This is a genomic window from Parabacteroides faecis (assembly GCF_014647375.1).
In the GTDB taxonomy this organism is placed as follows: Bacteria; Bacteroidota; Bacteroidia; order Bacteroidales; family Tannerellaceae; genus Parabacteroides; species Parabacteroides faecis.
The window spans coordinates 98,704-119,533 of record NZ_BMPB01000017.1 but is presented as its reverse complement, the minus strand read 5'-3'; the positions used below and the strand labels follow the sequence as shown (position 1 = coordinate 119,533).

Here is a 20,830-nt window from a genome sequence, read left to right as displayed (position 1 = left end):
CGAAGAAACAACTGTTTCTCCTAAGTGAAACAAAATAAAAAAGCGAAACATCCTTTCGGATATTCCGCTTTTCTTATTCTTTTCGAGTAAAGCGAATTATGCTTCTGCTACGATTTCCTGAATAGAAACGAAAGATCTGTTTTCTTTACCTCTACGGAAAGTAACAACACCATCTTTCAAAGCGTACAACGTATGATCTTTACCGATACCAACGTTTTCACCCGGATGATGAACTGTACCTCTCTGGCGAACCAAAATGTTACCAGCTTTAGCTACTTCACCACCAAAAAGCTTAACACCTAATCTCTTACTTTGTGATTCACGGCCGTTCTTAGAACTACCAACACCTTTTTTATGTGCCATTTCTTTTTTTCTCCTTTAAACGTTAAGCAACAATTTCTTTTACACTCACTTCAGTGAACTGCTGACGGTGACCGTTCAGTTTACGATAACCTTTTCTTCTCTTCTTGTGAAAGATCAGCACTTTATCACCTTTTACCAGCGGAGACAGTACTTCACATACTACCTTTGCGCCATCAACTGTAGGAACACCTACTTTTACATCACCATTGTTGTCAACCAACAATACTTTGTCAAACTCAACAACAGCACCGCTTTCTGCGTTCTGAATGTGATGAACGAACAATTTCTTTCCTTCTTCAGCTTTGAACTGCTGTCCGTTAATTTCTACGATTACGTACATCTGTCTTTTTATATTTAAACAGGTTATGTCCCGGGGGTGGATACATATTAGGTATCACTTGTTTACCCTCTGCAGAATTTCAGACCGCAAAATTACTGTTTCCGAATATATTATGCAAGGATTAACTGGATTTTTTTATTCATCCCAGAAGAATTGTTTATCTTTATGACTGAATTTTATCAGTTGAATAAAATATTATTCCGTATGAAATACAAAATAACCACTTTGGTCGAAAACTGTGTCTACGGACGCCAACTGCGTGCAGAACATGGTTTGTCATTATATATCGAAACCCCTGAATATAATATACTTTTCGATACAGGCGCCTCCGACTTGTTCATTCATAACGCCCATATACTGAATATCGATCTGAAAAAGACAGACTACCTGATCCTTTCACACGGACACAGCGACCATACCGGAGGCTTACGGCATTTCATGGCATTGAATGAAACGGCAAAGATTGTCTGTAAACAGGAAATTCTTTGTCCTAAATTCAAAGATGACAGAGAAAACGGGATCAGGGAAGTACCGGTGTCCGAACGTTCCCGCTTCTTATACATTAATAGTATAACAGAACTGGTTTCCGGAGTTTTTATTTTTCCTCAGATAGAAATTTCCGATCCGGAAGATACACACTTCGATCGTTTCTATACCCGGGGCAATACGGGTAAAATCCCTGATAACTTTGAAGACGAACTGGCATTAGCTCTGACAACTAATAATTCTTTTTCAATCATCAGTGCCTGTTCACACCGGGGGATCACTAATATTTACCGGACAGTACGAGATAGATTCCCTGCCTTATCTCCCGATCTGATCCTGGGAGGCTTCCATATCCACAATGCTGCAACTGAGAAATTTGAAGTGATCGCCAATCACTTTAAAACAAATCCGGTCGAACGAATTGGTACTTGTCATTGTACAGGGGTCGATAAATACGCCCTCTTCCATCAACAATTCAACGACCGTGTATTTTACAACTACACAGGAAATGTTATCGAGATAAAATGACTACTTAAAACTTTTTCAGCTCCTGATACAATCGTTGTACCGGCAACCCCATCACATTATAAAATGATCCGTTGATGGCCTCCACACCGATATACCCGATCCATTCCTGTATACCATAACTACCGGCTTTGTCGAACGGACGATATTTATCTACATAATAGATAATATCATCCTCTTCCAGCTTCGCAAAGCTGACGGCCGAAGCTACAGAGAAAGAGATACTCTTCTCTTTGGTCGTCAAGCAAACTCCTGTCACAACCTCATGGACATGATCGGACAAATAGTTTAACATTTCGATCGCCTCTTCACGATTTGCAGGTTTACCCAAAATACGATCGTAAGTAGCCACGATGGTATCAGCCGTAATCAGCAATTCATCATCAGTCATTTTTTCCAGATACGCTTCCGCCTTCCTGCGGGCGATATGCAAAGGAATCTCTTCTGCCGTCAATGTTTCAGGATACGATTCATCGATACCGGGAATCACCTCGACCTCAAACTCGAGATCAAGTCCGGACAATAATTCTTTCCGGCGAGGCGAGTTAGACCCCAGTACAATCCGGTATTTACGTAGGTTAGTCAACATATGTTTCATTGTTATTACCATCCGAAGGCTTCCGCGCTCATCCAATGGCCTTGTGCTTTCATTGTTTGTTCTATCACATCGCGGGCAACACCTTCGCCCCCGTTACGCAAGGAGATATACCTGGCAATCTGTTTGATTTCCGGTGCGGCATCGGCTGGAGCTACAGGCAATCCCACCAGCTTCATCACATCATAATCCGGAATATCGTCGCCGGCATACATAACCTCTTCCGGTTTTAACCCGGTCTTTTGCAGAAAATCATGGAAGTCATGTATCTTTACAGCACTGCGCATATATATATGTTCGATACCCAACCGGGAGAAACGAATTTGTACGGCTTCCGTATAGCCACCGGTAATAATTCCAACCTGATAGCCTTTCTTTACAGCCAACTGCAAGGCGTAACCGTCTTTGATATTGACTGTACGCATCGGATCGCCATCAGGATGAAGCGGGATCACGTCGCACGACAACACACCGTCTACATCGAATACAAATGCTTTTATCTTTGTCAGGTCATAATTGATACTACTCATTTTGGGCCTCCTTATGTATGCTCCGGCTTAGAAGCTGGTAGATCGCTTTCATATCCGGATCGTCCAGCATAGCCAGATGTTTATTGATCACATTTTCATCATACCGGATCGCCGGACCGGTTTGAGCGGCTGACGGCGACATGGAATGTATTTTTGCTGCCGTCTCATCGATAAGCGGCAACAGGACATCCGCCGGGATGGATTCGTTTTCCAGCAATTTATAAGATAATGTATAAATATGATTGGTAAAATTACAGGCAAACACAGCTGCCAGATGCAGACTCCGGCGCTTTTCAGAAGACATGAAACGGACATTTTCAGAAAGAGCGCTGGCTATATTTTTCAGATAATCCGCCTCCTTCTCCGTATTGGCTTCCAGGAAAAAAGGGATTACGTCGAAACTCACATTCCGGCCTTTACTGAAAGTCTGCAAAGGATAAAGAACTCCGAATCTCCGGGTATATCCTTCAAAAACATTCATCGGCATACTTCCAGCCGTATGAACCCACATGCCGCTGTTCGGTTTGACTTTAGAAATCACCTCCTGCAAAACCGTATCCTTTAAAGAAAAGACATACAGATCCGCATCCTCCTGCAAGGCAGACAGATCGTTGGTCCACGGACATCCCAGCTGCACAGCCAACTGACGGGCACTCTCTTCCGTATGGCTATACACCTGCCCTATCTGCATTCCGACCCGTTGCATGGCAAGCGACAAACGTGTTGCCAGATTTCCGGCTCCGACAAAAACTATTTTCATGCTTCCTTATTTTCTTCCGGCATTTTAAATGTGCCCAGGTGAATCTTCTCCCACTGCAAATGAGCTTCATCAAACGGCTTACGCTCCTGGTCCTTATAACCGAAACCGATTATTGAAAGGACTTCCAGCTGATAAGGGATATCGAGCAGATCACGTACATAAGTATTTGCGTCGGTATCGTCTTCCGTCTGACGGTTACGTATCTGGCACCAGCAGCTACCTAGTCCCAGATCTTCCGCCTGAAGTTGCATATAGATAGAGGCAATAGAAGCATCTTCCACCCAGACGTCGCTTTCCATCACATTCGCTATAACCACAACAGCCAGTGCACACCCCTCAAGAAACGAGGAACCTGCCGCTTTACAGCCAGCCAGCTTTTTCAACATTTCCTTATCTTCCACCACTATGAACTGCCAGGGATTCTTACGCTTGGAAGCGGGAGCCATCAAGGCAGCTTTCAAAATCATTTCGACTTGTTCAGGTGAAAGCAACCGGTCAGTAAACTTACGCGTGCTTCTTCTATTCTTGATCAGTGTTGCAAAACTATCCATTTTTATCTTACTTTTGTACTATTAATTAATCATCTTCATCCAATAGGGAAGATATTTCTGAACAGGACAAAGATAAAGATTTTTTACACGCTGAATATACGCTTCCTTCATTTTTCGCGTTAGTAAAGCTATAACATTATTTATTATGAAGATTCGTGCGATAGCTGCACTGCTATTTATATTGGTTTCAATCAGTGCTTTTGGACAAAAGCATGTCAAAATAACGGGATATGTACGGGATGCCGACGGTAGTCCGCTCGAACTGGTACTCGTCCAGATAAAAAATACCCTGAACGGGGCTATGACAAATGAAAAGGGTTACTACTCGATCACAACCTCTCCGGGTGATTCCGTTGCGGTCATATTCTCATGCCTGGGTTACAATAAAGCGGAACGCATCCTGCCCAGCCTGCAACAGGATATGCGCCTGAATGTACAGATGAACTATACCAGTATCGACCTGGGGGAAGTTGTTGCCGTAGGTACCCGTTACCAGACCAGCACCCTTCAAACCATGAATGCAGATCGTGTCAAGCTACTCCCCGACCCTGCCGGAGGTAGTATCGAAAGTCTGGTGGTTACCTTCGCCGGGGTATCGTCCAGTAATGAATTAAGCTCTCAATATTCGGTTCGCGGCGGTAGTTACGATGAAAATATAGTTTATGTAAACGGCCTGGAAGTGTTCCGTCCGTTGCTGATCCGCTCCGGGCAACAAGAAGGTTTGAGTTTTATCAATCCGGACCTGACCGAAGCCGTAAACTTTGCCGCCGGAGGATTCGAGGCACGATACGGCGATAAAATGAGTTCCGTTCTCGACATTACCTATAAAAAGCCCAAGTTGTTCGAGGGCTCGGCATCCGCCAGTTTACTGGGAGCCAATGCTTATGTCGGGAGTGCAGTCGGAAAATTCACACAGATCACCGGTATTCGATATAAGACCGGACGCTCGCTGCTGAAAACAATGGATACGGATGCGGAATACCAGCCGGACTTCGTCGACCTGCAATCGTATATGACTTATCAGCTGGCTCCGAAATGGGAAGTGAACTTCCTCGGAAACCTGGCATCCAACACATTCAAATTTACGCCTAATAAGCGGGAGACCAATTTCGGTACGGTGGAAAACGCCCAACGTTTTGAAGTATATTTCCCCAACAGCCGCGAACGGGATAAATTCCAGACTTTATTCGGGGCACTGACCCTTAAACATAACCCGAACGAGAAAACAGAACTGGGTCTCCAGGCTTCCGCTTTTTCCAGCAAAGAGATAGAAACGTATGACATCACCGGCGAATACTGGCTGGGCAATGCAACAACAGAAAACAATAGCGGACAAGAAGCTCTTGAGGTAGCCCGTTATCACGAACATGCCCGCAACCGCCTGAGTTCTACGATTATGAATGTAGGCCATTACGGTAGCAGCAAGATCAGGAACAACACGATCCAATGGGGAGCGACCGTGCAGATGGAAAAAATAAACGACCGTATCAGCGAATGGGAAAAACGTGACTCGGCCGGATATTCGCTGCCTCAAACGGGAGATGGCGTCAACGTGATCTCCAACCTTTATTCGAACAATGATTTATCCAGTACACGTGTATCGGGATACATCCAGGATGTTTTCAAATTCCGTACCAAACAAGGAATGTTTACCCTTATCGGAGGTATCCGCGGAAGTTATTGGAGCTATAATAAAGAATTCATTTTCAGTCCGCGTGTATCCCTGGGATTCATTCCTAATTTCGACCAGAGACTGACATTCCGCGCAGCAACAGGTATCTATTACCAATCGCCGTTCTATAAGGAACTACGAACCACCGTACAGGACGCAGCAGGCAACGATGTCATCGAACTGAACAAAGATATCAAATCGCAACGCTCCATCCATTTCATTCTGGGCGGCGACTATACCTTCAAGGCCGGTGACCGTAACTTCAAGGTCAGCACCGATCTCTATTATAAAAAACTGGATGACCTCATCCCCTATACCGTCGACAACGTAAAGATCCGTTACTACGGTGAAAACTGCGCTAAAGGACATGCAATGGGTATCGATGTCAAATTCTTCGGAGAGTTTGTTCCGGGAACCGATTCATGGATCAGCTTCTCACTGATGAAAGCCGAACAAACGATCCGCGACAAAGTGACCGTTCCGATGCCTAACAGCCAGGGCTATAACGTGTCCTTATTCTTCCAGGATTATTTTCCGGGATACAAACGTGTAAAACTGAATCTGAAGGGCGTTATCTCCGGCGGACTTCCTTTTATTGCACCTCGCACAAAATACGAAGACGTCAAAAGTACATTCCGTACCCCGGCCTACAAACGTGTCGATCTGGGCTTCTCCTATCAGCTGGCCGGAGGCACCGATGCAATCATGGACCGCGGCTTCTTCCGCCACCTGAAAAACATCTGGATCGGGCTCGATGTGTTCAACTTATTTGACATAAAAAATGTTAGTTCCTACTACTGGATCACCAACATCGACAACCAGCAGTACGCAGTACCTAACTACCTGACAGGTCGACAACTCAACGCTCGGCTGATAGTTGATTTTTAGTCTGAAACCAACATTATTCAGGTTCTTTTGAACATATCATTTTCCTGTGGATAATAATTAATGAAATATTTCTTGATTCTTTAAAAAGAATGTACCTTTGCCATCAGAACAAAAAGCATTTATCAATTAATAAATTATTATTGACATGGAAATTACACATATTGAACATCTGGGCATTGCAGTGAAAAGTATCGAAGCTTGTCTGCCGTATTACGAAGAAATTTTAGGCATGAAATGCTATAACATCGAAGAAGTAGCTGACCAGAAAGTGAAAACTGCTTTCTTTAAAGTAGGCCAGACCAAAATTGAATTACTTGAACCGACCAGCGAAGACAGTACTATTGCTAAATTTATCGAAAAGAAAGGCGAAGGTATCCATCACATCGCATTTGCTGTACCTGACGTACAGGCAGCATTGAATGAAGTCGAAGAAAAAGGCGTTAAGCTGATCGACAAAGCTCCCCGTGGTGGTGCAGAAGGCTTGAACATCGCATTCCTTCACCCGAAATCAACTTGCAGCGTATTGACAGAACTTTGCATGCCGGGCAATAAATAATTCAGTTGACAGTTGACAAGTGACAGTTAACAGGTTGAATAACCTGAAAAAACTGTCAACTGTCAACTGTCACTTGTCAACTAATTTAGTTCATTTCTAACAACAAATCAGAAATACAATGAGTAACCAACTTGAAAAAGTAAAAGAGCTTATCGCTCTTCGCGAACAAGCCCGTTTAGGTGGTGGAGAAAAAAGAATCGAATCTCAGCACAAGAAAGGCAAGTACACAGCACGCGAACGTATCGCCATGTTGCTTGATGAAGGTAGTTTCGAAGAGTTTGATATGTTCGTTCAGCACCGTTGTACTAACTTCGGTATTGAAAAAACAAAATTCCTGGGTGATGGTATCGTAACCGGATATGGTACGATCGACGGACGTCTGGTCTACATCTTCGCACAGGACTTCACCGTATTCGGCGGAGCTTTGTCAGAATCACTGGCCATGAAGATTTGTAAAGTTATGGATCAGGCCATGAAGATGGGTGCCCCTGTCATCGGCTTGAACGACTCAGGTGGAGCACGTATCCAGGAAGGTGTTAATGCCCTGGCAGGATATGCAGAAATCTTCCAGCGTAATATCCTCGCATCCGGTGTTGTTCCCCAGATCTCAGGTATCTTCGGCCCGTGTGCAGGTGGTGCTGTTTATTCTCCGGCACTGACCGACTTTAACATCATGACACGCGGTACCAGCTACATGTTCCTGACTGGTCCGAAAGTAGTAAAAACCGTTACCGGTGAAGACGTAACCCAGGAAGAACTGGGTGGCGCAAGCGTTCACACAACAAAATCAGGTGTTGCCCACTTTGCAGTCGACACTGAAGAAGACGGTCTGCAACTGATCCGCAAATTGCTCAGTTTCCTTCCGCAGAACAACCTGGAAGAAACTCCGCTGATCGAATGTACAGACCCGATCGACCGTTTGGATGACGTATTGAACGACATCATTCCTGACAATGCAAACCAGTCATACGACATGTACGAAGTGATCGGAACAATCGTCGACAATAGCGAGTTCCTGGAAGTACATGCCGATTATGCTAAAAATATCATCGTTGGTTTCGCCCGTTTCAACGGCCAGTCTGTTGGTATCGTAGCTAACCAGCCGAAAGTAATGGCAGGCTGCCTCGACAGCAACGCTTCACGTAAAGCAGGCCGTTTCGTTCGTTTCTGCGACGCATTCAACATTCCTCTGGTAACATTGGTAGACGTTCCAGGATTCCTTCCGGGAACAGGCCAGGAATACAATGGTGTAATCCTTCACGGTGCCAAATTGCTTTACGCTTACGGCGAAGCCACTGTGCCTAAAATCACAGTCACCCTGCGTAAATCTTACGGTGGAGCTTACTGTGTGATGAGTTCTAAACACCTTCGTGGCGATATGAACTACGCATGGCCTACTGCTGAAATCGCTGTTATGGGACCGAGCGGAGCTGTAGAAGTAATCTTCGCTAAAGAAGTAGCTGCATCGGAAGATCCTGCAAAAGCAACCGCAGAAAAAGAAGCAGAATACAAGAAAGCATTTGCAAATCCATACAATGCCGCTCAGTACGGTTATATCGACGATGTGATCGAACCGCGTAACACTCGTTTCCGTATTATTCGTGCATTACAACAATTGCAGACTAAGAAGTTAAGCAATCCTGCTAAGAAACATGACAATCTGCCTCTATAATTCTTAAAACAGGAAATGAATATGATTAACAAAAAAATTGGAGTATTGCTGCTGTTCGTTCTGCTCGTTTCATTCGGAGCAAAAGCGCAGCGTGCAACCTCCATGCGAATAAATGAAGTGCTGGTCATCAACGACGACAACTTCGTTGACGACTATGGCAAACGCCACCCCTGGCTGGAGTTATTCAATACCTCTGCCGGTTCGGTAAACATAGCCGGTTGCTTCCTGACTGATGACAAGAACAACCCTAAAAAATATCCAATCCCCAAAGGGGATGTAAAAACGCTCATACAACCCCATCAGCATACATTGTTCTGGGTAGATGGAGAACCTGATCGTGGTACTTTCCATGTGAATTTCACTTTCGATCCGACAAAAGAAAACTACATTGCACTTTATGATGCCGATGGTAAAACTCTGATTGATGAAGTAACGATTCCTGCTTCACAAAAGCCGGATATCAGCTACGGTAGAATAATTGATGGTCAGGACAAATGGGCACAGTTAACAAAAGTGACTCCCGACACAAACAACCTGACGTTAGATTCTAACGAAAAGATTGAAAACTTCAAACGAAATGACTCGCTCGGTATCGGTATGACTATCACCGCAATGGTGGTTGTATTCCTGGGGTTGCTTCTTCTTTATCTCATCTTCAAACAGGTAGGTAAAGCAGCTATCGCTGCCAGCAAACGTAATGCACAGAAAGCCGGAGTACCAGCCAGTGCCAGTGCACCTGACGAGGTATCAGGAGAAGTCTTTGCAGCTATCGCTACGGCTCTGTATGAAATGAGCGATGACAACCATGACATCGAACATACAGTACTTACGATCCGCAAGGTTCGCCGTGCATATTCTCCATGGAGTTCAAAGATCTATAGCTTACGTGAAACTCCCAGAAAGTGATTATCTCTAAAAACAAACAAGAATGAAAAGTTTTAAATATACCATCAACGGTAACGTATATAAAGTACATATCAATTCAGTGGTTGACGACATCGCTGAAGTAGAAGTAAACGGTACTCCCTATAATGTAAAGATGGAGAAACCAGCAAAGAAACAAATGGTTACTCTGAAACGTCCGGCACAGGCTCCGACAACTCCTTCAGGCGAATCGGTTATTACACGTCCGGCCGCATCTACCACACAGGGAGCTGTTAAAACTCCGCTGCCCGGTGTTATCTTACAGATCAAATGCAATGTAGGCGACACAGTAAAAAGAGGACAAACACTTCTTATCCTTGAGGCCATGAAGATGGAAAATAACATCAACGCAGACCGCGACGGTAAAGTTATTGAAATTAAAGTAAATAAAGGAGATTCTGTACTGGAAGGTGCCGATCTCGTCGTAATCGGATAAGAGTATGCAAGAGAGTTTTATGTCATTCCTGGGTGAGAACCTACAGCTGTTCCTCACCTACACAGGGGTATATAATGCAACTCCCGGTCATATCGTCATGATATTGGTAGGTTTGCTCTTTATATTCCTTGCGATTAAATATGAATTTGAACCCATGCTGCTGATCCCTATCGGATTCGGTATCCTGATCGGTAATATTCCTTTTAAAGATGCAGGATTACAGGTAGGTATCTACGAACAAGGGTCTGTGCTCAACATCCTCTATCAGGGGGTGACCTCCGGATGGTATCCGCCATTGATCTTCCTCGGTATCGGGGCCATGACCGACTTCTCTGCTTTGATATCCAATCCAAAGTTGATGTTGATCGGTGCTGCTGCCCAGTTCGGTATCTTTGGTGCTTACATCATCGCTCTTCAGATGGGATTCGAACCGAACCAGGCTGGTGCTATCGGTATTATCGGTGGTGCCGACGGCCCTACGGCTATCTTCCTGTCTTCTAAACTAGCTCCGAACCTGATGGGTGCCATTGCGGTGTCGGCCTACTCATATATGGCGTTGGTGCCTATTATCCAGCCGCCGTTCATGAGACTGCTTACGACAAAGAAAGAACGTCTGATCCGTATGAAACCGCCGAGAGCCGTTTCTTCCACAGAAAAGATCATCTTCCCGATCGTTGGTCTGTTGCTGACTTGCTTCCTGGTTCCTTCCGGTCTGCCTTTGCTGGGTATGTTGTTCTTCGGAAACCTGTTGAAAGAAAGTGGTGTGACACGTCGTCTGGCAGAAACTGCCCGCGGTCCGCTGATCGATACAATCACGATCCTGTTAGGTATTACAGTAGGTGCTTCTACGCAGGCAACTCAGTTCCTGACCCTGAACTCTGTTAAGATTTTCGGTCTGGGTGCGTTGTCATTCGTAATCGCAACATGTGCCGGTGTATTGTTCGTGAAGTTCTTCAACCTGTTCCTGAAACAAGGTAACAAGATCAACCCGCTTATCGGTAACGCCGGTGTATCCGCCGTTCCTGACTCTGCACGTATCTCTCAGATCGTAGGTTTGGAATACGACCCGACCAACTATCTGTTGATGCACGCTATGGGTCCGAACGTAGCAGGTGTAATCGGTTCTGCTGTAGCAGCCGGTATCCTGTTAGGATTCTTGGGATAAGATTTAATCCGGGTATTCAATAAATACCTATAAACAAATAAAGGATGGCATGTGAAATGGATATTAAACTCCATTTTGCATGCCATCTTTGTGTTAATAGCAGTTCACTTACATACTTTATTCAACTACCATCGGACTTACTACCGGATCTGCCACTTCTTCCACTGTCGTTCCGACGAATAACCATATCATCAGAAGAACAATTGCTACAACTATCCCGATGATCAACCATACATTTTTCTTTTTCATACTTTTGCAAGTCTAATTCTTAATATATGACCATTAAACAACAGAAATCCGGATTTGGTTTAAAAATCATTATCTCTTCTTTTATTGTCTGTGTAGTTTTGGATATATGCAAAATATACTGTCATACTATCATATTCACAAATAAATCACTGATTATAAAACACTTAATACCATGATAGTTAAAACAAATAACTATCATGGCATCTATCATACACAATCCACACAAACAACTAACAATCAAGAATATAGTTCTTCCACGTAATAGCAATTTCCCCGTGTCGTCCGCTTATTGGGTACGCTATTTCGCTTCAAAAGCTTACCAAAATTGAGTATCATCTTCTTTGTGACAACAAAACCGGGCTGTTTCTCTGCAATTATATCCAATATCTCCGATGCCAGTAAAGGCTTTATCCCTTCCGTATCGTCCGGGATACAGAAATAACGTAAGAATAACTGTTCTTCTGCCGGTAATTGCTGGAAACGCCGGTTGTTCTCAACAATTGCCGCCTCCTCCTCATGTGTAAACCAGAAACGCTCCCCACGGCGCAGCATCTCTTTCGCTTCGGCATAAAGCTGTTCATAATCGACCGGCTGGATATAGTCGATCAATCCTTCTACCTCCACACAGACAAAACGACGGCTTCCGGTCGGATCGGTCAACAAATCGAAATTATTACTGGTAGCAATAAAGGTGGCATAACGCCGCAAGCTACGCGTCGTACTCTGGTAAGGCAACCGCGCATTGACCACAGCCTTTTGCAATACATGCTTCAGGAAACTCTGGTGTGACGGTTTTACCGAATCGAATTCGTCGATATTGATCAATGCATACCGATGCAAAGCCAGTTCCGCCTCTTTCTTGTTACCGAAATCGATGCTGTCGGTATAAAAAGGACGGAGCGGCGGAGGTAACAAATGCAGGCAATAGGTCGACTTGCCACACCCCTGGTCACCGACCAACAACGGCGTCGTACTGTTCCCATGATCCTTATCCAGTTGCATCCAATGGGCAACCATACTCAGGAACCAACGGTAAAAACAATCGCTCCACGACGGATTACTATTAGGAACCCTGTCGGCCATCGCACGGATATGCGGTTTCCCATCCCAAGCAGGGAGATTCGCCAGATACGACCCGATCGGATGGAATAGAGGGATCTGGTCGGAATTCACATACCGGTCTATATCTTTATCCCATACATTCAATCCTTCCTTCTGTGCTTCCAGACAAATACTGTTACGGACTTTCAGTGTATAAGGACGGTACACAAACTGTATGACTGAACGATCGAGATATTCCACTCCCCCGCTCATCTCATTCATACGGAAGAAATAACGCCTCGACATAAATTCATCCAGTTGCATTACCATCGAAAGACATTCCGGCAAAGGCAACTTATTTCCCATCGCCTTTTTCAACAAATAAACGGAACGGAATACCTGTCGTACCAATAACGCATGCGGCTCCAAAGCCTCATAACGCAAAGTCCATCCCACCGCTTCCTCCTCCGGGATACCCAGACGGCAACAATTTTGCGCCATCTCGGTAAACAAGGCATGCAGATCGTTGCTGTTACTCCCGGCAAACTTACGGACCGCCTCTACCAGCACGACACTGAACAACGTGGCTATCTGCGTATTACGTTCTACTCCGGGTAGTAGACGTTCGACCGGATCGGCCGGCATATCCTGAATAACACGCAGTTCGCTCTCACCCGGCATTTGCAACGGCTGTTCCAACCGGATAGGAACTGCCGCAGGGTTATAGTACAGTCCGGTATCATAACTGACACGCGTCCCCCGCATCAGCAAGGGTTCTTTCAAGGTGATCATACTGCTCAACTGCGGCTGAAAATGTCTGACTGCCAATTGATAGGCCGCCGCATGAAACATTCCGGCTTTTTCCTTGTTATGCGGCAGCTTACCGTCGGGCAATGTAAACGGTACGATAATCTTCACCGACTTACCGCTCAGTCCGATAAAAGCCAGCAAAGTCTGAGGCATGGCGGCAGCTTCCTCACGTATCGAAGCCGCCTCTTCAGGAGACGACAAACCGTTTATCTCCAACAAGACACATCCGTTATAATTTTTCATCCGTACCTTCCCCTCTTTCCTCAGGAACGTTGCACCCCAAACGATAACAGGTAATTTCCGTACCCATTCATTGGCACGCCCCGGCAAGAAAAAATGCAGGCTATTACGCACATCAGCAACTTGTACACCCATATTCTCAGAGCGTAACATCTCCACCACAGGCTCCAGGCTACGTATCTGTAACATAAGCTGGTCTTTCTTATAACGATATTGGCTTACTTTCATTCGAACGGGTATCTTTCAAATTTAAAAAACTTCATTTCCTTACGTAGTCGCGTGCCCATCCTGAAACAAACCCGCTTCGCTTTTACCCGATGGGGAGTACAATCCTTCGCTTTCTCATAACCTTCACTCCCTGCCGAGAGATACAGATCGCCCATATCTTTCAGTTCGACCGAATAACCATCTTTCAAACGTTCAAGAATAATGTCGCTCATCTCGCAGACGGCAGCAAGCACATCTCCCCGCGTCAATGAACAACGGTCGGCAATCTCTTCTGCCAACTGCTCGGTAGTGACCCGCCCCGTCGTAACGGGAACTCCATAAAACAGCTTCTTTTCTATCGGACCTGTCTTATCCGATTTCGTGCGAACAACATAGAAATGTGCCATAAACAGGTATTTTAGTTTAATAATAATACTGGAAAACTTCATCAGGACGGGCATTTCACCCCATTTTACACCCGGATCTGAACGATGCTCACACCCGGGTCTCAGGGGTATCGACACCCGGGTGTCAGCAACTTCTTATACTTACAAATATAAGAAAAATATTATATATAAGCAATGTTTTTCAATAGTTTATCTAATTTTATTCAGTCTATTTACAGCACTTTAAACTACGGTTTTCTCTTCCGGGATATAATTATCATGTATGATAGTTCATGATAGTTGAATGATAGTTTTTTTCAACAACTATCATAATATAACAAACTAATAATCTGCTATTTATATTAGAAAATGATAGTATGATAGTTATTTTACAAATTATATATGCAATTAGAGAAAGAAAGACACGAACTTAGCAGGCACTTACAATTCATCGAAGTGCCTGAATGATTTCCTGAAAATGGGATGTGGTTAACCGGGGAGTTTATCCTAATACCTTATTTTTAGCGATCGTCGCCTGGAACTCTTTCAGATAGAACGGTTCGAAATAAGCGACATCTTCAAATTGACCTTCTGCGAAAGCTTTTTCCGACAGAGGGATCATATTGACTGCCAGCGGATGAATATCATCCATAAATACAGCGTTCGGAGATGCGATCACCTCACGGCATTTGGCAGCGCCATTACCGAAAAAGCAAACCTTACCTTTTTCCAGATAAGAAGCATATGTATCGGCATCCACAATATCGGCCGAAGTAGTACGGACCTCTTTCAGGTCAGCATCATAAATAGCGGCATACACTTCCATGCGGCGGGCATCCAGCATGGCACAATAGAAAGCATCTTTTTCAGCATGCTGCTGTTTCAAAGCGGCAACCGTCAAAACTTCAAGGGTAGGAATACCGATCAGAGGAATACCGTATCCGAAGCATAATCCTTTGGCTACCGAAACACCGATACGCAATCCGGTATATGAACCTGGACCACTACTCACGGCAACAGCCTCCAGCTTCAAACCTTTATCTTTCACTACCGCAATGGCTTCTTCCACGTAAACGCCCAACAATGCTGCATGTGAAGGACCTTCAAACGAACTTTTCTCAAAAAGCACCTCACCGTTGGCAGACAAAGCTACGGAACATACAGAGGTAGATGTTTCAATATTTAAAATGCAAGACATAATAGTTGACAGTTGACAGTTGACAAGTGACAGATATTTTTCAAAACTACTCTATCAGTTATCAACCGAATTAATTGGCCGCAAAAGTACAAAATCGTCTCTGTAACAAAGCGAAAAAAACGAACTTTTTCTCTATCCTGACGAAGAATTGTCAACTGTCAACCGTCAACTGTCAACTGAATACCCTATCTTTGCACAAATTTTTAGCACAATGATACAATCAATGACTGGATTCGGTAAGGTTACTGCCGAACTTCCTTCAAAAAAGGTAACCGTAGAAATAAAAGCGCTTAACAGCAAACAACTGGATTTATCGACCCGTATTCCGTCCATTTATAAGGATAAAGAGATGCAGATTCGTAGTCAATTGCTTCAGTCGCTTGAACGGGGTAAAGTCGATTTCAGCATTTATATTGAATACATTGGAAAAGATACTCCTACTCAGATCAACCTGACAGCTTTCGAAAGCTATTACAGCCAGATCAAGGATATTGCTGAAAAATTGAACATAGGATTGCCCGCAGACTGGTTTCAGACCTTGCTGAAAATGCCGGATGTGATCAAATCGGAAATCGTAGAGGTAGACGAAAGCGAATGGGAAGTAGTTTTCAATGCAGTAAAAGAGGCCATCAAGCATCTTTGCGACTTCCGTATCCAGGAAGGCGCCATGCTTCAGAAACTGTTTGAAGAAAAGATCGGCAACATTGCCCGCCTGCTCACCGAAGTAGAAGAATACGAAGGCGAACGCATCGAAAAGATCAAAACACGTATCATGGATAACCTCGAAAAGGTGGCCAATCAGGATTACGATAAGAATCGTTTCGAACAGGAAATGATCTATTACATAGAGAAACTGGATGTAAACGAAGAAAAGAACCGTCTCGACAATCACCTGAAATATTTCATCAGTACGATGAAAGACGGACACGGCCAGGGAAAGAAACTCGGTTTCATCGCCCAGGAAATGGGACGCGAAATCAATACGCTCGGCTCGAAAAGTAACCATGCGGAAATGCAAAAGATCGTCGTTCAGATGAAAGACGAACTGGAACAGATCAAAGAACAGGTACTAAACGTTTTATAATATGGCTGGTAAACTCATTATATTCTCTGCTCCGTCAGGCTCAGGTAAATCAACCATTATCAACTATCTGCTGAAGCAGAACCTGAACCTGCATTTTTCCATCTCGGCAACAAGCCGTGCGCCGCGTGGAACAGAAAAGAACGGTGTGGAATATTACTTCCTGACTCCCGACGAATTTCGTGCCCATATCGCAGCTGGTGATTTTCTGGAATATGAGGAAGTGTATACCGACAAGTACTACGGGACACTGAAAAGTGAAGTAGAACGTATCCTGAATGAAGGTAATAATGTGATATTCGACGTCGATGTGGTAGGCGGCTGTAACATCAAGAAGTTTTATGGCGACCGTGCTTTGTCGGTTTTCATTCAGCCCCCCAGCATAGATCATCTGCGTAAACGTCTGGAAGGCCGCGGAACAGATGCACCGGAAGTGATCGACAACCGTATTGCAAAAGCGGAGTTTGAATTGGGGTTCATTCCTCATTTCGATGTTTGTATTATGAACGACGATCTCGAAACAGCACAAACGGAAACGTTCGAAGTAATTAAAAATTTCCTTGCTAAATAAATGAACAATAACGGACAATTACCACGTAAGTGGGGATATATCTTTGGCATAACCGCTCTTGCAGCATTGGGAACCTGCATCGCCGGACTTATTTATAAAGAATATATCATAGCCTTCGCCACCGGACTTGTATTCGGTGTGCAAGTCTTTAATTTTATCAAGTGGAAAAGACAGCGATAAAGGAAATAAAAAAACTGAATACCGGAATCTTCTCCGGTTCGTTCAACCCGGTTCACATCGGCCATCTGGCTTTGGCTAACTGGCTGTGTGAATTTGCCGGCTTGGATGAAGTCTGGTTCGTCATCACTCCCCACAATCCGCTGAAAGACCGTAGCAACCTGATGGACGACCGGCTTCGATATGAATTGGTAGAGGCTTCCATTGCCGGGTATCCTAAATTCAAGGCTAGTGATTTCGAGTTTTCTCTCCCCCAGCCTACTTACACCATCGACACGCTACGTGCACTTGAAAAAACATATCCCGACCGTCAGTTCCATTTCATCATGGGTGCCGATAACTGGGCTTTCATAAAACGGTGGAAAGAGTCTGACCAGCTGATCTCTAACTATCCAATCCTTGTCTATCCGCGTAAAGGGTACGAGATACAGATCCCGTCCGATATTCCCTCCATCCGCAAAGTGGATGCTCCTTTAATGGAGATCTCCTCTACGTTCATCCGCGAATCATTGAAAGCCGGGAAGGATGTGCGTTTCTTTCTGCCGGAAGCGATACGAAACCATAAGTGCTTTTCTAATATATAATTAAGCAAACTACTACCCACATTTAGCCGATAAGTGAGAAAAGTTTTGTACTTTTGCGCCGTATTATACAAAATAATAGCGTAATGAATCTATTAGAACTGAGTGAACAGGAAATCATAAGACGCAATAGCATGGAGCAATTGCGCCAAATGGGGATAGAACCTTATCCCGCTGCCGAGTACGTAACAAACGCATATTCCAATGAAATAAAGGCATCCTTTAAAGACGATGCAGAACCTCGTCCCGTAAATATTGCCGGACGTATCATGAGCCGCCGTATCATGGGAAAGGCTTCTTTCATGGAGTTGCAGGATTCTGAAGGCAGAATACAGGTTTATATCTCCCGCGATGATATTTGTCCGGACGAAAACAAAGATTTATATAACGTCGTTTTCAAAAAGTTGCTCGACATCGGAGATATTGTCGGAATCAAAGGCTTTGTATTCCGTACACAGATGGGTGAAATCTCCGTACATGCACAAGAGATAACAGTCTTGTCCAAATCACTCAGACCTCTGCCGGTCGTTAAGTACAAAGACGGTGTGGCTTATGACGGATTCAACGATCCTGAACTACGTTACCGTCAGCGTTATGTCGACCTGATCGTAAACGATGGTGTAAAAGATATTTTCCTGAAACGAGCAAAAGTGATCAAAACGATGCGCGCCGTACTCGACGAAGCCGGATATACGGAAGTAGAAACTCCGATCCTGCAATCTATCGCCGGTGGAGCAAGTGCACGTCCGTTTATCACGCATCATAACTCATTAGATATCGACCTCTATCTGCGTATCGCTACCGAACTGTATCTGAAAAGACTGATCGTCGGCGGTTTCGAAGGTGTTTATGAAATAGGCAAGAACTTCCGTAACGAAGGTATGGACCGGACACATAATCCGGAGTTTACCTGCGTGGAACTGTATGTCCAGTATAAGGATTATAACTGGATGATGAGCTTCACGGAACAATTGCTGGAAAAAATCTGTATGGCAGTCAACGGAACATGCGAAACTGTAGTCGACGGCAAGACCATCAGCTTTAAAGCACCTTTCCGCCGTTTGCCTATTCTGGAAGCAATCCAGGAAAAGACAGGTTATGACCTGAACGGCAAAAGCGAAGATGAAATCCGTTCAATTTGTAAAGAGTTGAAGATGGAGATCGACGATACGATGGGTAAAGGTAAGCTGATCGATGAAATCTTCGGAGAATTCTGCGAAGGCACATTCATCCAGCCGACTTTCATTATCGACTATCCGGTTGAAATGAGCCCGCTTACCAAAATGCACCGCAGCAAACCGGGATTGACCGAACGTTTCGAATTGATGGTGAACGGTAAAGAATTGGCGAATGCTTATAGCGAGCTGAACGACCCGATCGACCAGGAAGAACGCTTCAAAGACCAATTGCAATTAAGTGAAAAAGGCGACGATGAAGCGATGTTCATCGACCAGGACTTTTTACGTGCATTGCAATTCGGTATGCCGCCTACATCCGGTATCGGTATCGGTATCGACCGCTTGGTTATGTTAATGACAGGCCAGACAACGATCCAGGAAGTTTTATTCTTCCCACAGATGCGTCCGGAAAAAACAGTTAAGAAAGACGCTGCTGATAAATATGTAGCATTAGGAATCGATGAAGCTTGGGTTCCGGCATTACAAAAAGCCGGATACGTAACTGTTGACACTCTGAAAGAGTTAAATCCTAACAAGTTACGTCAGGAGCTTTGTGAAATGAACAAGAAGTATAAGCTGGAACTGCAAAATCCTGCGGCTGAAGAAGTTGAAGCCTGGATTGCTAATGCGGCCAAATAAAAGGGAATGCCATGAAATTACCCGGTAAAATTGCAATAATGGGAGGTGGTAGCTGGGCTACCGCCTTAGCCAAGATTGTTCTTTCTACACAGGATAGTATTAACTGGTATATGCGTCGGCAGGACCAGGTTGACGACTTTATAAAAACCGGACATAACCCCAGTTATTTGTCGGCTGTAAAGTTCGATACAGATAAAATAAACTTTTATACAGATATAAACGAAGTTGTTAAAGATTCCGATACACTGATCTTTGCAACCCCTTCTCCTTTCCTGAAACAGCATCTGATGAAAGTCACCACTCCGTTGAATGACAAATTCATCATCTCTGCCATCAAGGGAATCGTCCCGGACGAGAATATGTTGATTGCAGATTATTTCACGGAATATTACAATGTTCCGACGGAAAATATTGCTGTAATAGGCGGTCCGTGTCATGCGGAAGAAATCGCACTCGAACGGCTTTCCTACATAACATTGGCCTGCTCCAATATAGAGAATGCCCGGGCTGTCGCACACGTATTTCAGAATCCGTACTTAAACAACTATTGCTGCAAAGATGTTAGAGGAATAGAATATGCTTCTGTTCTAAAGAATGTATATGCAATCGTTGCCGGTATTTGTCACGGGATGAAATATGGCGATAATTTCCTGGCTGTATTTATTTGCAATGCGATCGAAGAAATGCGCAATTTCCTGAATTCCGTGCACAGCCTGGAACGCGACGTAACCGATTCTGTTTATCTGGGAGACCTGTTGGTAACAGCTTATTCCCGTTTCAGCCGTAACCGTACATTCGGCACCATGATCGGAAAGGGATATTCAGTGAAGATCGCCCAACTGGAAATGGAAATGATCGCCGAAGGATATTACGGAACCAAGTGTATTCATGAAATAAATGAAAAATATAAGGTAAACATGCCGATCCTGGATGCCTTATACGATATTTTATATGAAAGAAAATCGCCGACTACCGTTATACGGCAGTTGACAGAAACATTTAAATAGGT

Annotated in this window: 23 protein-coding genes; 13 read left to right on the top strand and 10 right to left on the bottom strand. The window is 44.3% G+C overall.

Annotated features, from left to right (window positions below; translation table 11 throughout):
• Nucleotides 1–96: 96 nt before the first annotated feature.
• Both rpmA and rplU read right to left on the bottom strand, forming a co-directional pair.
• Nucleotides 97–363, bottom strand: coding sequence for a 50S ribosomal protein L27 (gene rpmA / locus IEY67_RS22560; protein ID WP_122352113.1), 267 nt, complete (start codon nt 361–363; stop codon nt 97–99).
• A gap of 22 nt (nt 364–385) precedes the next feature.
• On the bottom strand, nt 386–703 hold the full coding sequence (rplU, locus tag IEY67_RS22555) for a 50S ribosomal protein L21 (protein ID WP_122352112.1): 318 nt from the start codon (nt 701–703) through the stop codon (nt 386–388).
• Nucleotides 704–907: 204 nt separating this feature from the next.
• Here rplU and IEY67_RS22550 point away from each other — a divergent pair, with 204 nt between their 5' ends.
• A complete protein-coding gene (locus IEY67_RS22550) occupies nt 908–1,717 on the top strand; it encodes an MBL fold metallo-hydrolase (protein ID WP_122375365.1) in 810 nt (269 codons plus the stop codon).
• A gap of 4 nt (nt 1,718–1,721) precedes the next feature.
• Here IEY67_RS22550 and IEY67_RS22545 read toward each other — a convergent pair whose 3' ends face one another.
• The 4 genes from IEY67_RS22545 to IEY67_RS22530 are packed head-to-tail and all read right to left on the bottom strand — an operon-like array spanning nt 1,722 to nt 4,150.
• Entirely contained in the window at nt 1,722–2,303 is a 582-nt protein-coding gene (locus IEY67_RS22545; protein WP_122375312.1) for a Maf-like protein, read from the bottom strand.
• A gap of 14 nt (nt 2,304–2,317) precedes the next feature.
• Complete coding sequence (locus tag IEY67_RS22540) at nt 2,318–2,839, bottom strand: KdsC family phosphatase (protein WP_122352110.1); 522 nt, start codon at nt 2,837–2,839, stop codon at nt 2,318–2,320.
• On the bottom strand, nt 2,832–3,599 hold the full coding sequence (locus IEY67_RS22535; protein ID WP_122352109.1) for a Rossmann-like and DUF2520 domain-containing protein: 768 nt from the start codon (nt 3,597–3,599) through the stop codon (nt 2,832–2,834). The genes IEY67_RS22540 and IEY67_RS22535 overlap by 8 nt, the downstream gene beginning before the upstream one ends.
• On the bottom strand, nt 3,596–4,150 hold the full coding sequence (locus tag IEY67_RS22530) for a nitroreductase family protein (protein WP_122375310.1): 555 nt from the start codon (nt 4,148–4,150) through the stop codon (nt 3,596–3,598). The genes IEY67_RS22535 and IEY67_RS22530 overlap by 4 nt, the downstream gene beginning before the upstream one ends.
• Nucleotides 4,151–4,295: 145 nt before the next feature.
• On the opposite strand from IEY67_RS22530, the gene IEY67_RS22525 reads away from it, so the two are divergent.
• The 6 genes from IEY67_RS22525 (at nt 4,296) to IEY67_RS22500 (ending at nt 11,463) form a co-directional block, all read left to right on the top strand.
• Entirely contained in the window at nt 4,296–6,710 is a 2,415-nt protein-coding gene (locus IEY67_RS22525) for a TonB-dependent receptor (RefSeq protein WP_122375309.1), read from the top strand.
• 145 nt (nt 6,711–6,855) lie between these two features.
• Nucleotides 6,856–7,266, top strand: coding sequence for a methylmalonyl-CoA epimerase (gene mce / locus IEY67_RS22520; RefSeq protein WP_122352106.1), 411 nt, complete (start codon nt 6,856–6,858; stop codon nt 7,264–7,266).
• A gap of 118 nt (nt 7,267–7,384) precedes the next feature.
• Nucleotides 7,385–8,938 carry an acyl-CoA carboxylase subunit beta gene (locus IEY67_RS22515; RefSeq protein WP_122375308.1) on the top strand — a complete coding sequence of 518 codons (1,554 nt, stop codon included), beginning with the start codon at nt 7,385–7,387 and terminating at the stop codon, nt 8,936–8,938.
• A gap of 21 nt (nt 8,939–8,959) precedes the next feature.
• Nucleotides 8,960–9,844: an OadG family transporter subunit gene (locus IEY67_RS22510; protein ID WP_122375364.1), complete on the top strand. Its 885-nt coding sequence runs from the start codon at nt 8,960–8,962 to the stop codon at nt 9,842–9,844.
• A gap of 22 nt (nt 9,845–9,866) precedes the next feature.
• Complete coding sequence (locus IEY67_RS22505) at nt 9,867–10,298, top strand: biotin/lipoyl-containing protein (protein WP_122375307.1); 432 nt, start codon at nt 9,867–9,869, stop codon at nt 10,296–10,298.
• A gap of 4 nt (nt 10,299–10,302) precedes the next feature.
• Nucleotides 10,303–11,463, top strand: a complete 1,161-nt coding sequence (locus tag IEY67_RS22500; RefSeq protein WP_122375306.1) for a sodium ion-translocating decarboxylase subunit beta — start codon at nt 10,303–10,305, stop codon at nt 11,461–11,463.
• Nucleotides 11,464–11,580: 117 nt separating this feature from the next.
• Here the strand turns inward: IEY67_RS22500 and IEY67_RS25355 are convergent, their stop codons facing one another.
• From IEY67_RS25355 to tsaB, 4 genes are all read right to left on the bottom strand, one after another.
• A complete protein-coding gene (locus IEY67_RS25355) occupies nt 11,581–11,712 on the bottom strand; it encodes a hypothetical protein (RefSeq protein WP_255419599.1) in 132 nt (43 codons plus the stop codon).
• Nucleotides 11,713–11,949: 237 nt separating this feature from the next.
• A complete protein-coding gene (locus IEY67_RS22495) occupies nt 11,950–14,031 on the bottom strand; it encodes a BT4734/BF3469 family protein (RefSeq protein WP_183672439.1) in 2,082 nt (693 codons plus the stop codon).
• Nucleotides 14,028–14,417 carry an HU family DNA-binding protein gene (locus IEY67_RS22490; protein ID WP_122352352.1) on the bottom strand — a complete coding sequence of 130 codons (390 nt, stop codon included), beginning with the start codon at nt 14,415–14,417 and terminating at the stop codon, nt 14,028–14,030. Before IEY67_RS22490 ends, IEY67_RS22495 begins: the two co-directional genes overlap by 4 nt.
• 481 nt (nt 14,418–14,898) lie before the next feature.
• Nucleotides 14,899–15,594, bottom strand: a complete 696-nt coding sequence (tsaB, locus tag IEY67_RS22485; protein ID WP_122375304.1) for a tRNA (adenosine(37)-N6)-threonylcarbamoyltransferase complex dimerization subunit type 1 TsaB — start codon at nt 15,592–15,594, stop codon at nt 14,899–14,901.
• Nucleotides 15,595–15,805: 211 nt separating this feature from the next.
• On the opposite strand from tsaB, the gene IEY67_RS22480 reads away from it, so the two are divergent.
• From IEY67_RS22480 to IEY67_RS22455, 6 genes are all read left to right on the top strand, one after another.
• Nucleotides 15,806–16,678, top strand: a complete 873-nt coding sequence (locus IEY67_RS22480) for a YicC/YloC family endoribonuclease (protein ID WP_122352100.1) — start codon at nt 15,806–15,808, stop codon at nt 16,676–16,678.
• A 1-nt stretch (nt 16,679) separates the two neighbouring features.
• Entirely contained in the window at nt 16,680–17,246 is a 567-nt protein-coding gene (gene gmk / locus IEY67_RS22475) for a guanylate kinase (RefSeq protein ID WP_122352099.1), read from the top strand.
• Nucleotides 17,247–17,426, top strand: coding sequence for a hypothetical protein (locus tag IEY67_RS22470; protein ID WP_122375302.1), 180 nt, complete (start codon nt 17,247–17,249; stop codon nt 17,424–17,426).
• Nucleotides 17,408–18,007, top strand: a complete 600-nt coding sequence (gene nadD / locus IEY67_RS22465; protein ID WP_122352097.1) for a nicotinate (nicotinamide) nucleotide adenylyltransferase — start codon at nt 17,408–17,410, stop codon at nt 18,005–18,007. The genes IEY67_RS22470 and nadD overlap by 19 nt, the downstream gene beginning before the upstream one ends.
• 83 nt (nt 18,008–18,090) lie before the next feature.
• Nucleotides 18,091–19,821 carry a lysine--tRNA ligase gene (gene lysS, locus IEY67_RS22460; RefSeq protein ID WP_183672438.1) on the top strand — a complete coding sequence of 577 codons (1,731 nt, stop codon included), beginning with the start codon at nt 18,091–18,093 and terminating at the stop codon, nt 19,819–19,821.
• Nucleotides 19,822–19,832: 11 nt separating this feature from the next.
• Nucleotides 19,833–20,828, top strand: a complete 996-nt coding sequence (locus IEY67_RS22455; protein ID WP_122352095.1) for an NAD(P)H-dependent glycerol-3-phosphate dehydrogenase — start codon at nt 19,833–19,835, stop codon at nt 20,826–20,828.
• Nucleotides 20,829–20,830: the final 2 nt, after the last annotated feature.

Bases quoted from the DNA above. Each gene is read 5' to 3' on its own strand.
- IEY67_RS25355 (WP_255419599.1), bottom strand. From the start codon at position 11,712: ATGAAAAAGAAAAATGTATGGTTGATCATCGGGATAGTTGTAGCAATT.
- IEY67_RS22530 (WP_122375310.1), bottom strand. From the start codon at position 4,150: ATGGATAGTTTTGCAACACTGATCAAGAATAGAAGAAGCACGCGTAAG.
- IEY67_RS22545 (WP_122375312.1), bottom strand. From the start codon at position 2,303: ATGTTGACTAACCTACGTAAATACCGGATTGTACTGGGGTCTAACTCG.
- gmk (WP_122352099.1), top strand. From the start codon at position 16,680: ATGGCTGGTAAACTCATTATATTCTCTGCTCCGTCAGGCTCAGGTAAA.
- IEY67_RS22470 (WP_122375302.1), top strand. From the start codon at position 17,247: ATGAACAATAACGGACAATTACCACGTAAGTGGGGATATATCTTTGGC.
- IEY67_RS22455 (WP_122352095.1), top strand. From the start codon at position 19,833: ATGAAATTACCCGGTAAAATTGCAATAATGGGAGGTGGTAGCTGGGCT.
- IEY67_RS22535 (WP_122352109.1), bottom strand. From the start codon at position 3,599: ATGAAAATAGTTTTTGTCGGAGCCGGAAATCTGGCAACACGTTTGTCG.
- rplU (WP_122352112.1), bottom strand. From the start codon at position 703: ATGTACGTAATCGTAGAAATTAACGGACAGCAGTTCAAAGCTGAAGAA.
- IEY67_RS22495 (WP_183672439.1), bottom strand. From the start codon at position 14,031: ATGAAAGTAAGCCAATATCGTTATAAGAAAGACCAGCTTATGTTACAG.
- IEY67_RS22525 (WP_122375309.1), top strand. From the start codon at position 4,296: ATGAAGATTCGTGCGATAGCTGCACTGCTATTTATATTGGTTTCAATC.
- IEY67_RS22510 (WP_122375364.1), top strand. From the start codon at position 8,960: ATGATTAACAAAAAAATTGGAGTATTGCTGCTGTTCGTTCTGCTCGTT.
- IEY67_RS22500 (WP_122375306.1), top strand. From the start codon at position 10,303: ATGCAAGAGAGTTTTATGTCATTCCTGGGTGAGAACCTACAGCTGTTC.
- IEY67_RS22540 (WP_122352110.1), bottom strand. From the start codon at position 2,839: ATGAGTAGTATCAATTATGACCTGACAAAGATAAAAGCATTTGTATTC.
- rpmA (WP_122352113.1), bottom strand. From the start codon at position 363: ATGGCACATAAAAAAGGTGTTGGTAGTTCTAAGAACGGCCGTGAATCA.
- IEY67_RS22505 (WP_122375307.1), top strand. From the start codon at position 9,867: ATGAAAAGTTTTAAATATACCATCAACGGTAACGTATATAAAGTACAT.
- tsaB (WP_122375304.1), bottom strand. From the start codon at position 15,594: ATGTCTTGCATTTTAAATATTGAAACATCTACCTCTGTATGTTCCGTA.
- mce (WP_122352106.1), top strand. From the start codon at position 6,856: ATGGAAATTACACATATTGAACATCTGGGCATTGCAGTGAAAAGTATC.
- lysS (WP_183672438.1), top strand. From the start codon at position 18,091: ATGAATCTATTAGAACTGAGTGAACAGGAAATCATAAGACGCAATAGC.
- IEY67_RS22515 (WP_122375308.1), top strand. From the start codon at position 7,385: ATGAGTAACCAACTTGAAAAAGTAAAAGAGCTTATCGCTCTTCGCGAA.
- IEY67_RS22550 (WP_122375365.1), top strand. From the start codon at position 908: ATGAAATACAAAATAACCACTTTGGTCGAAAACTGTGTCTACGGACGC.
- IEY67_RS22490 (WP_122352352.1), bottom strand. From the start codon at position 14,417: ATGGCACATTTCTATGTTGTTCGCACGAAATCGGATAAGACAGGTCCG.
- IEY67_RS22480 (WP_122352100.1), top strand. From the start codon at position 15,806: ATGATACAATCAATGACTGGATTCGGTAAGGTTACTGCCGAACTTCCT.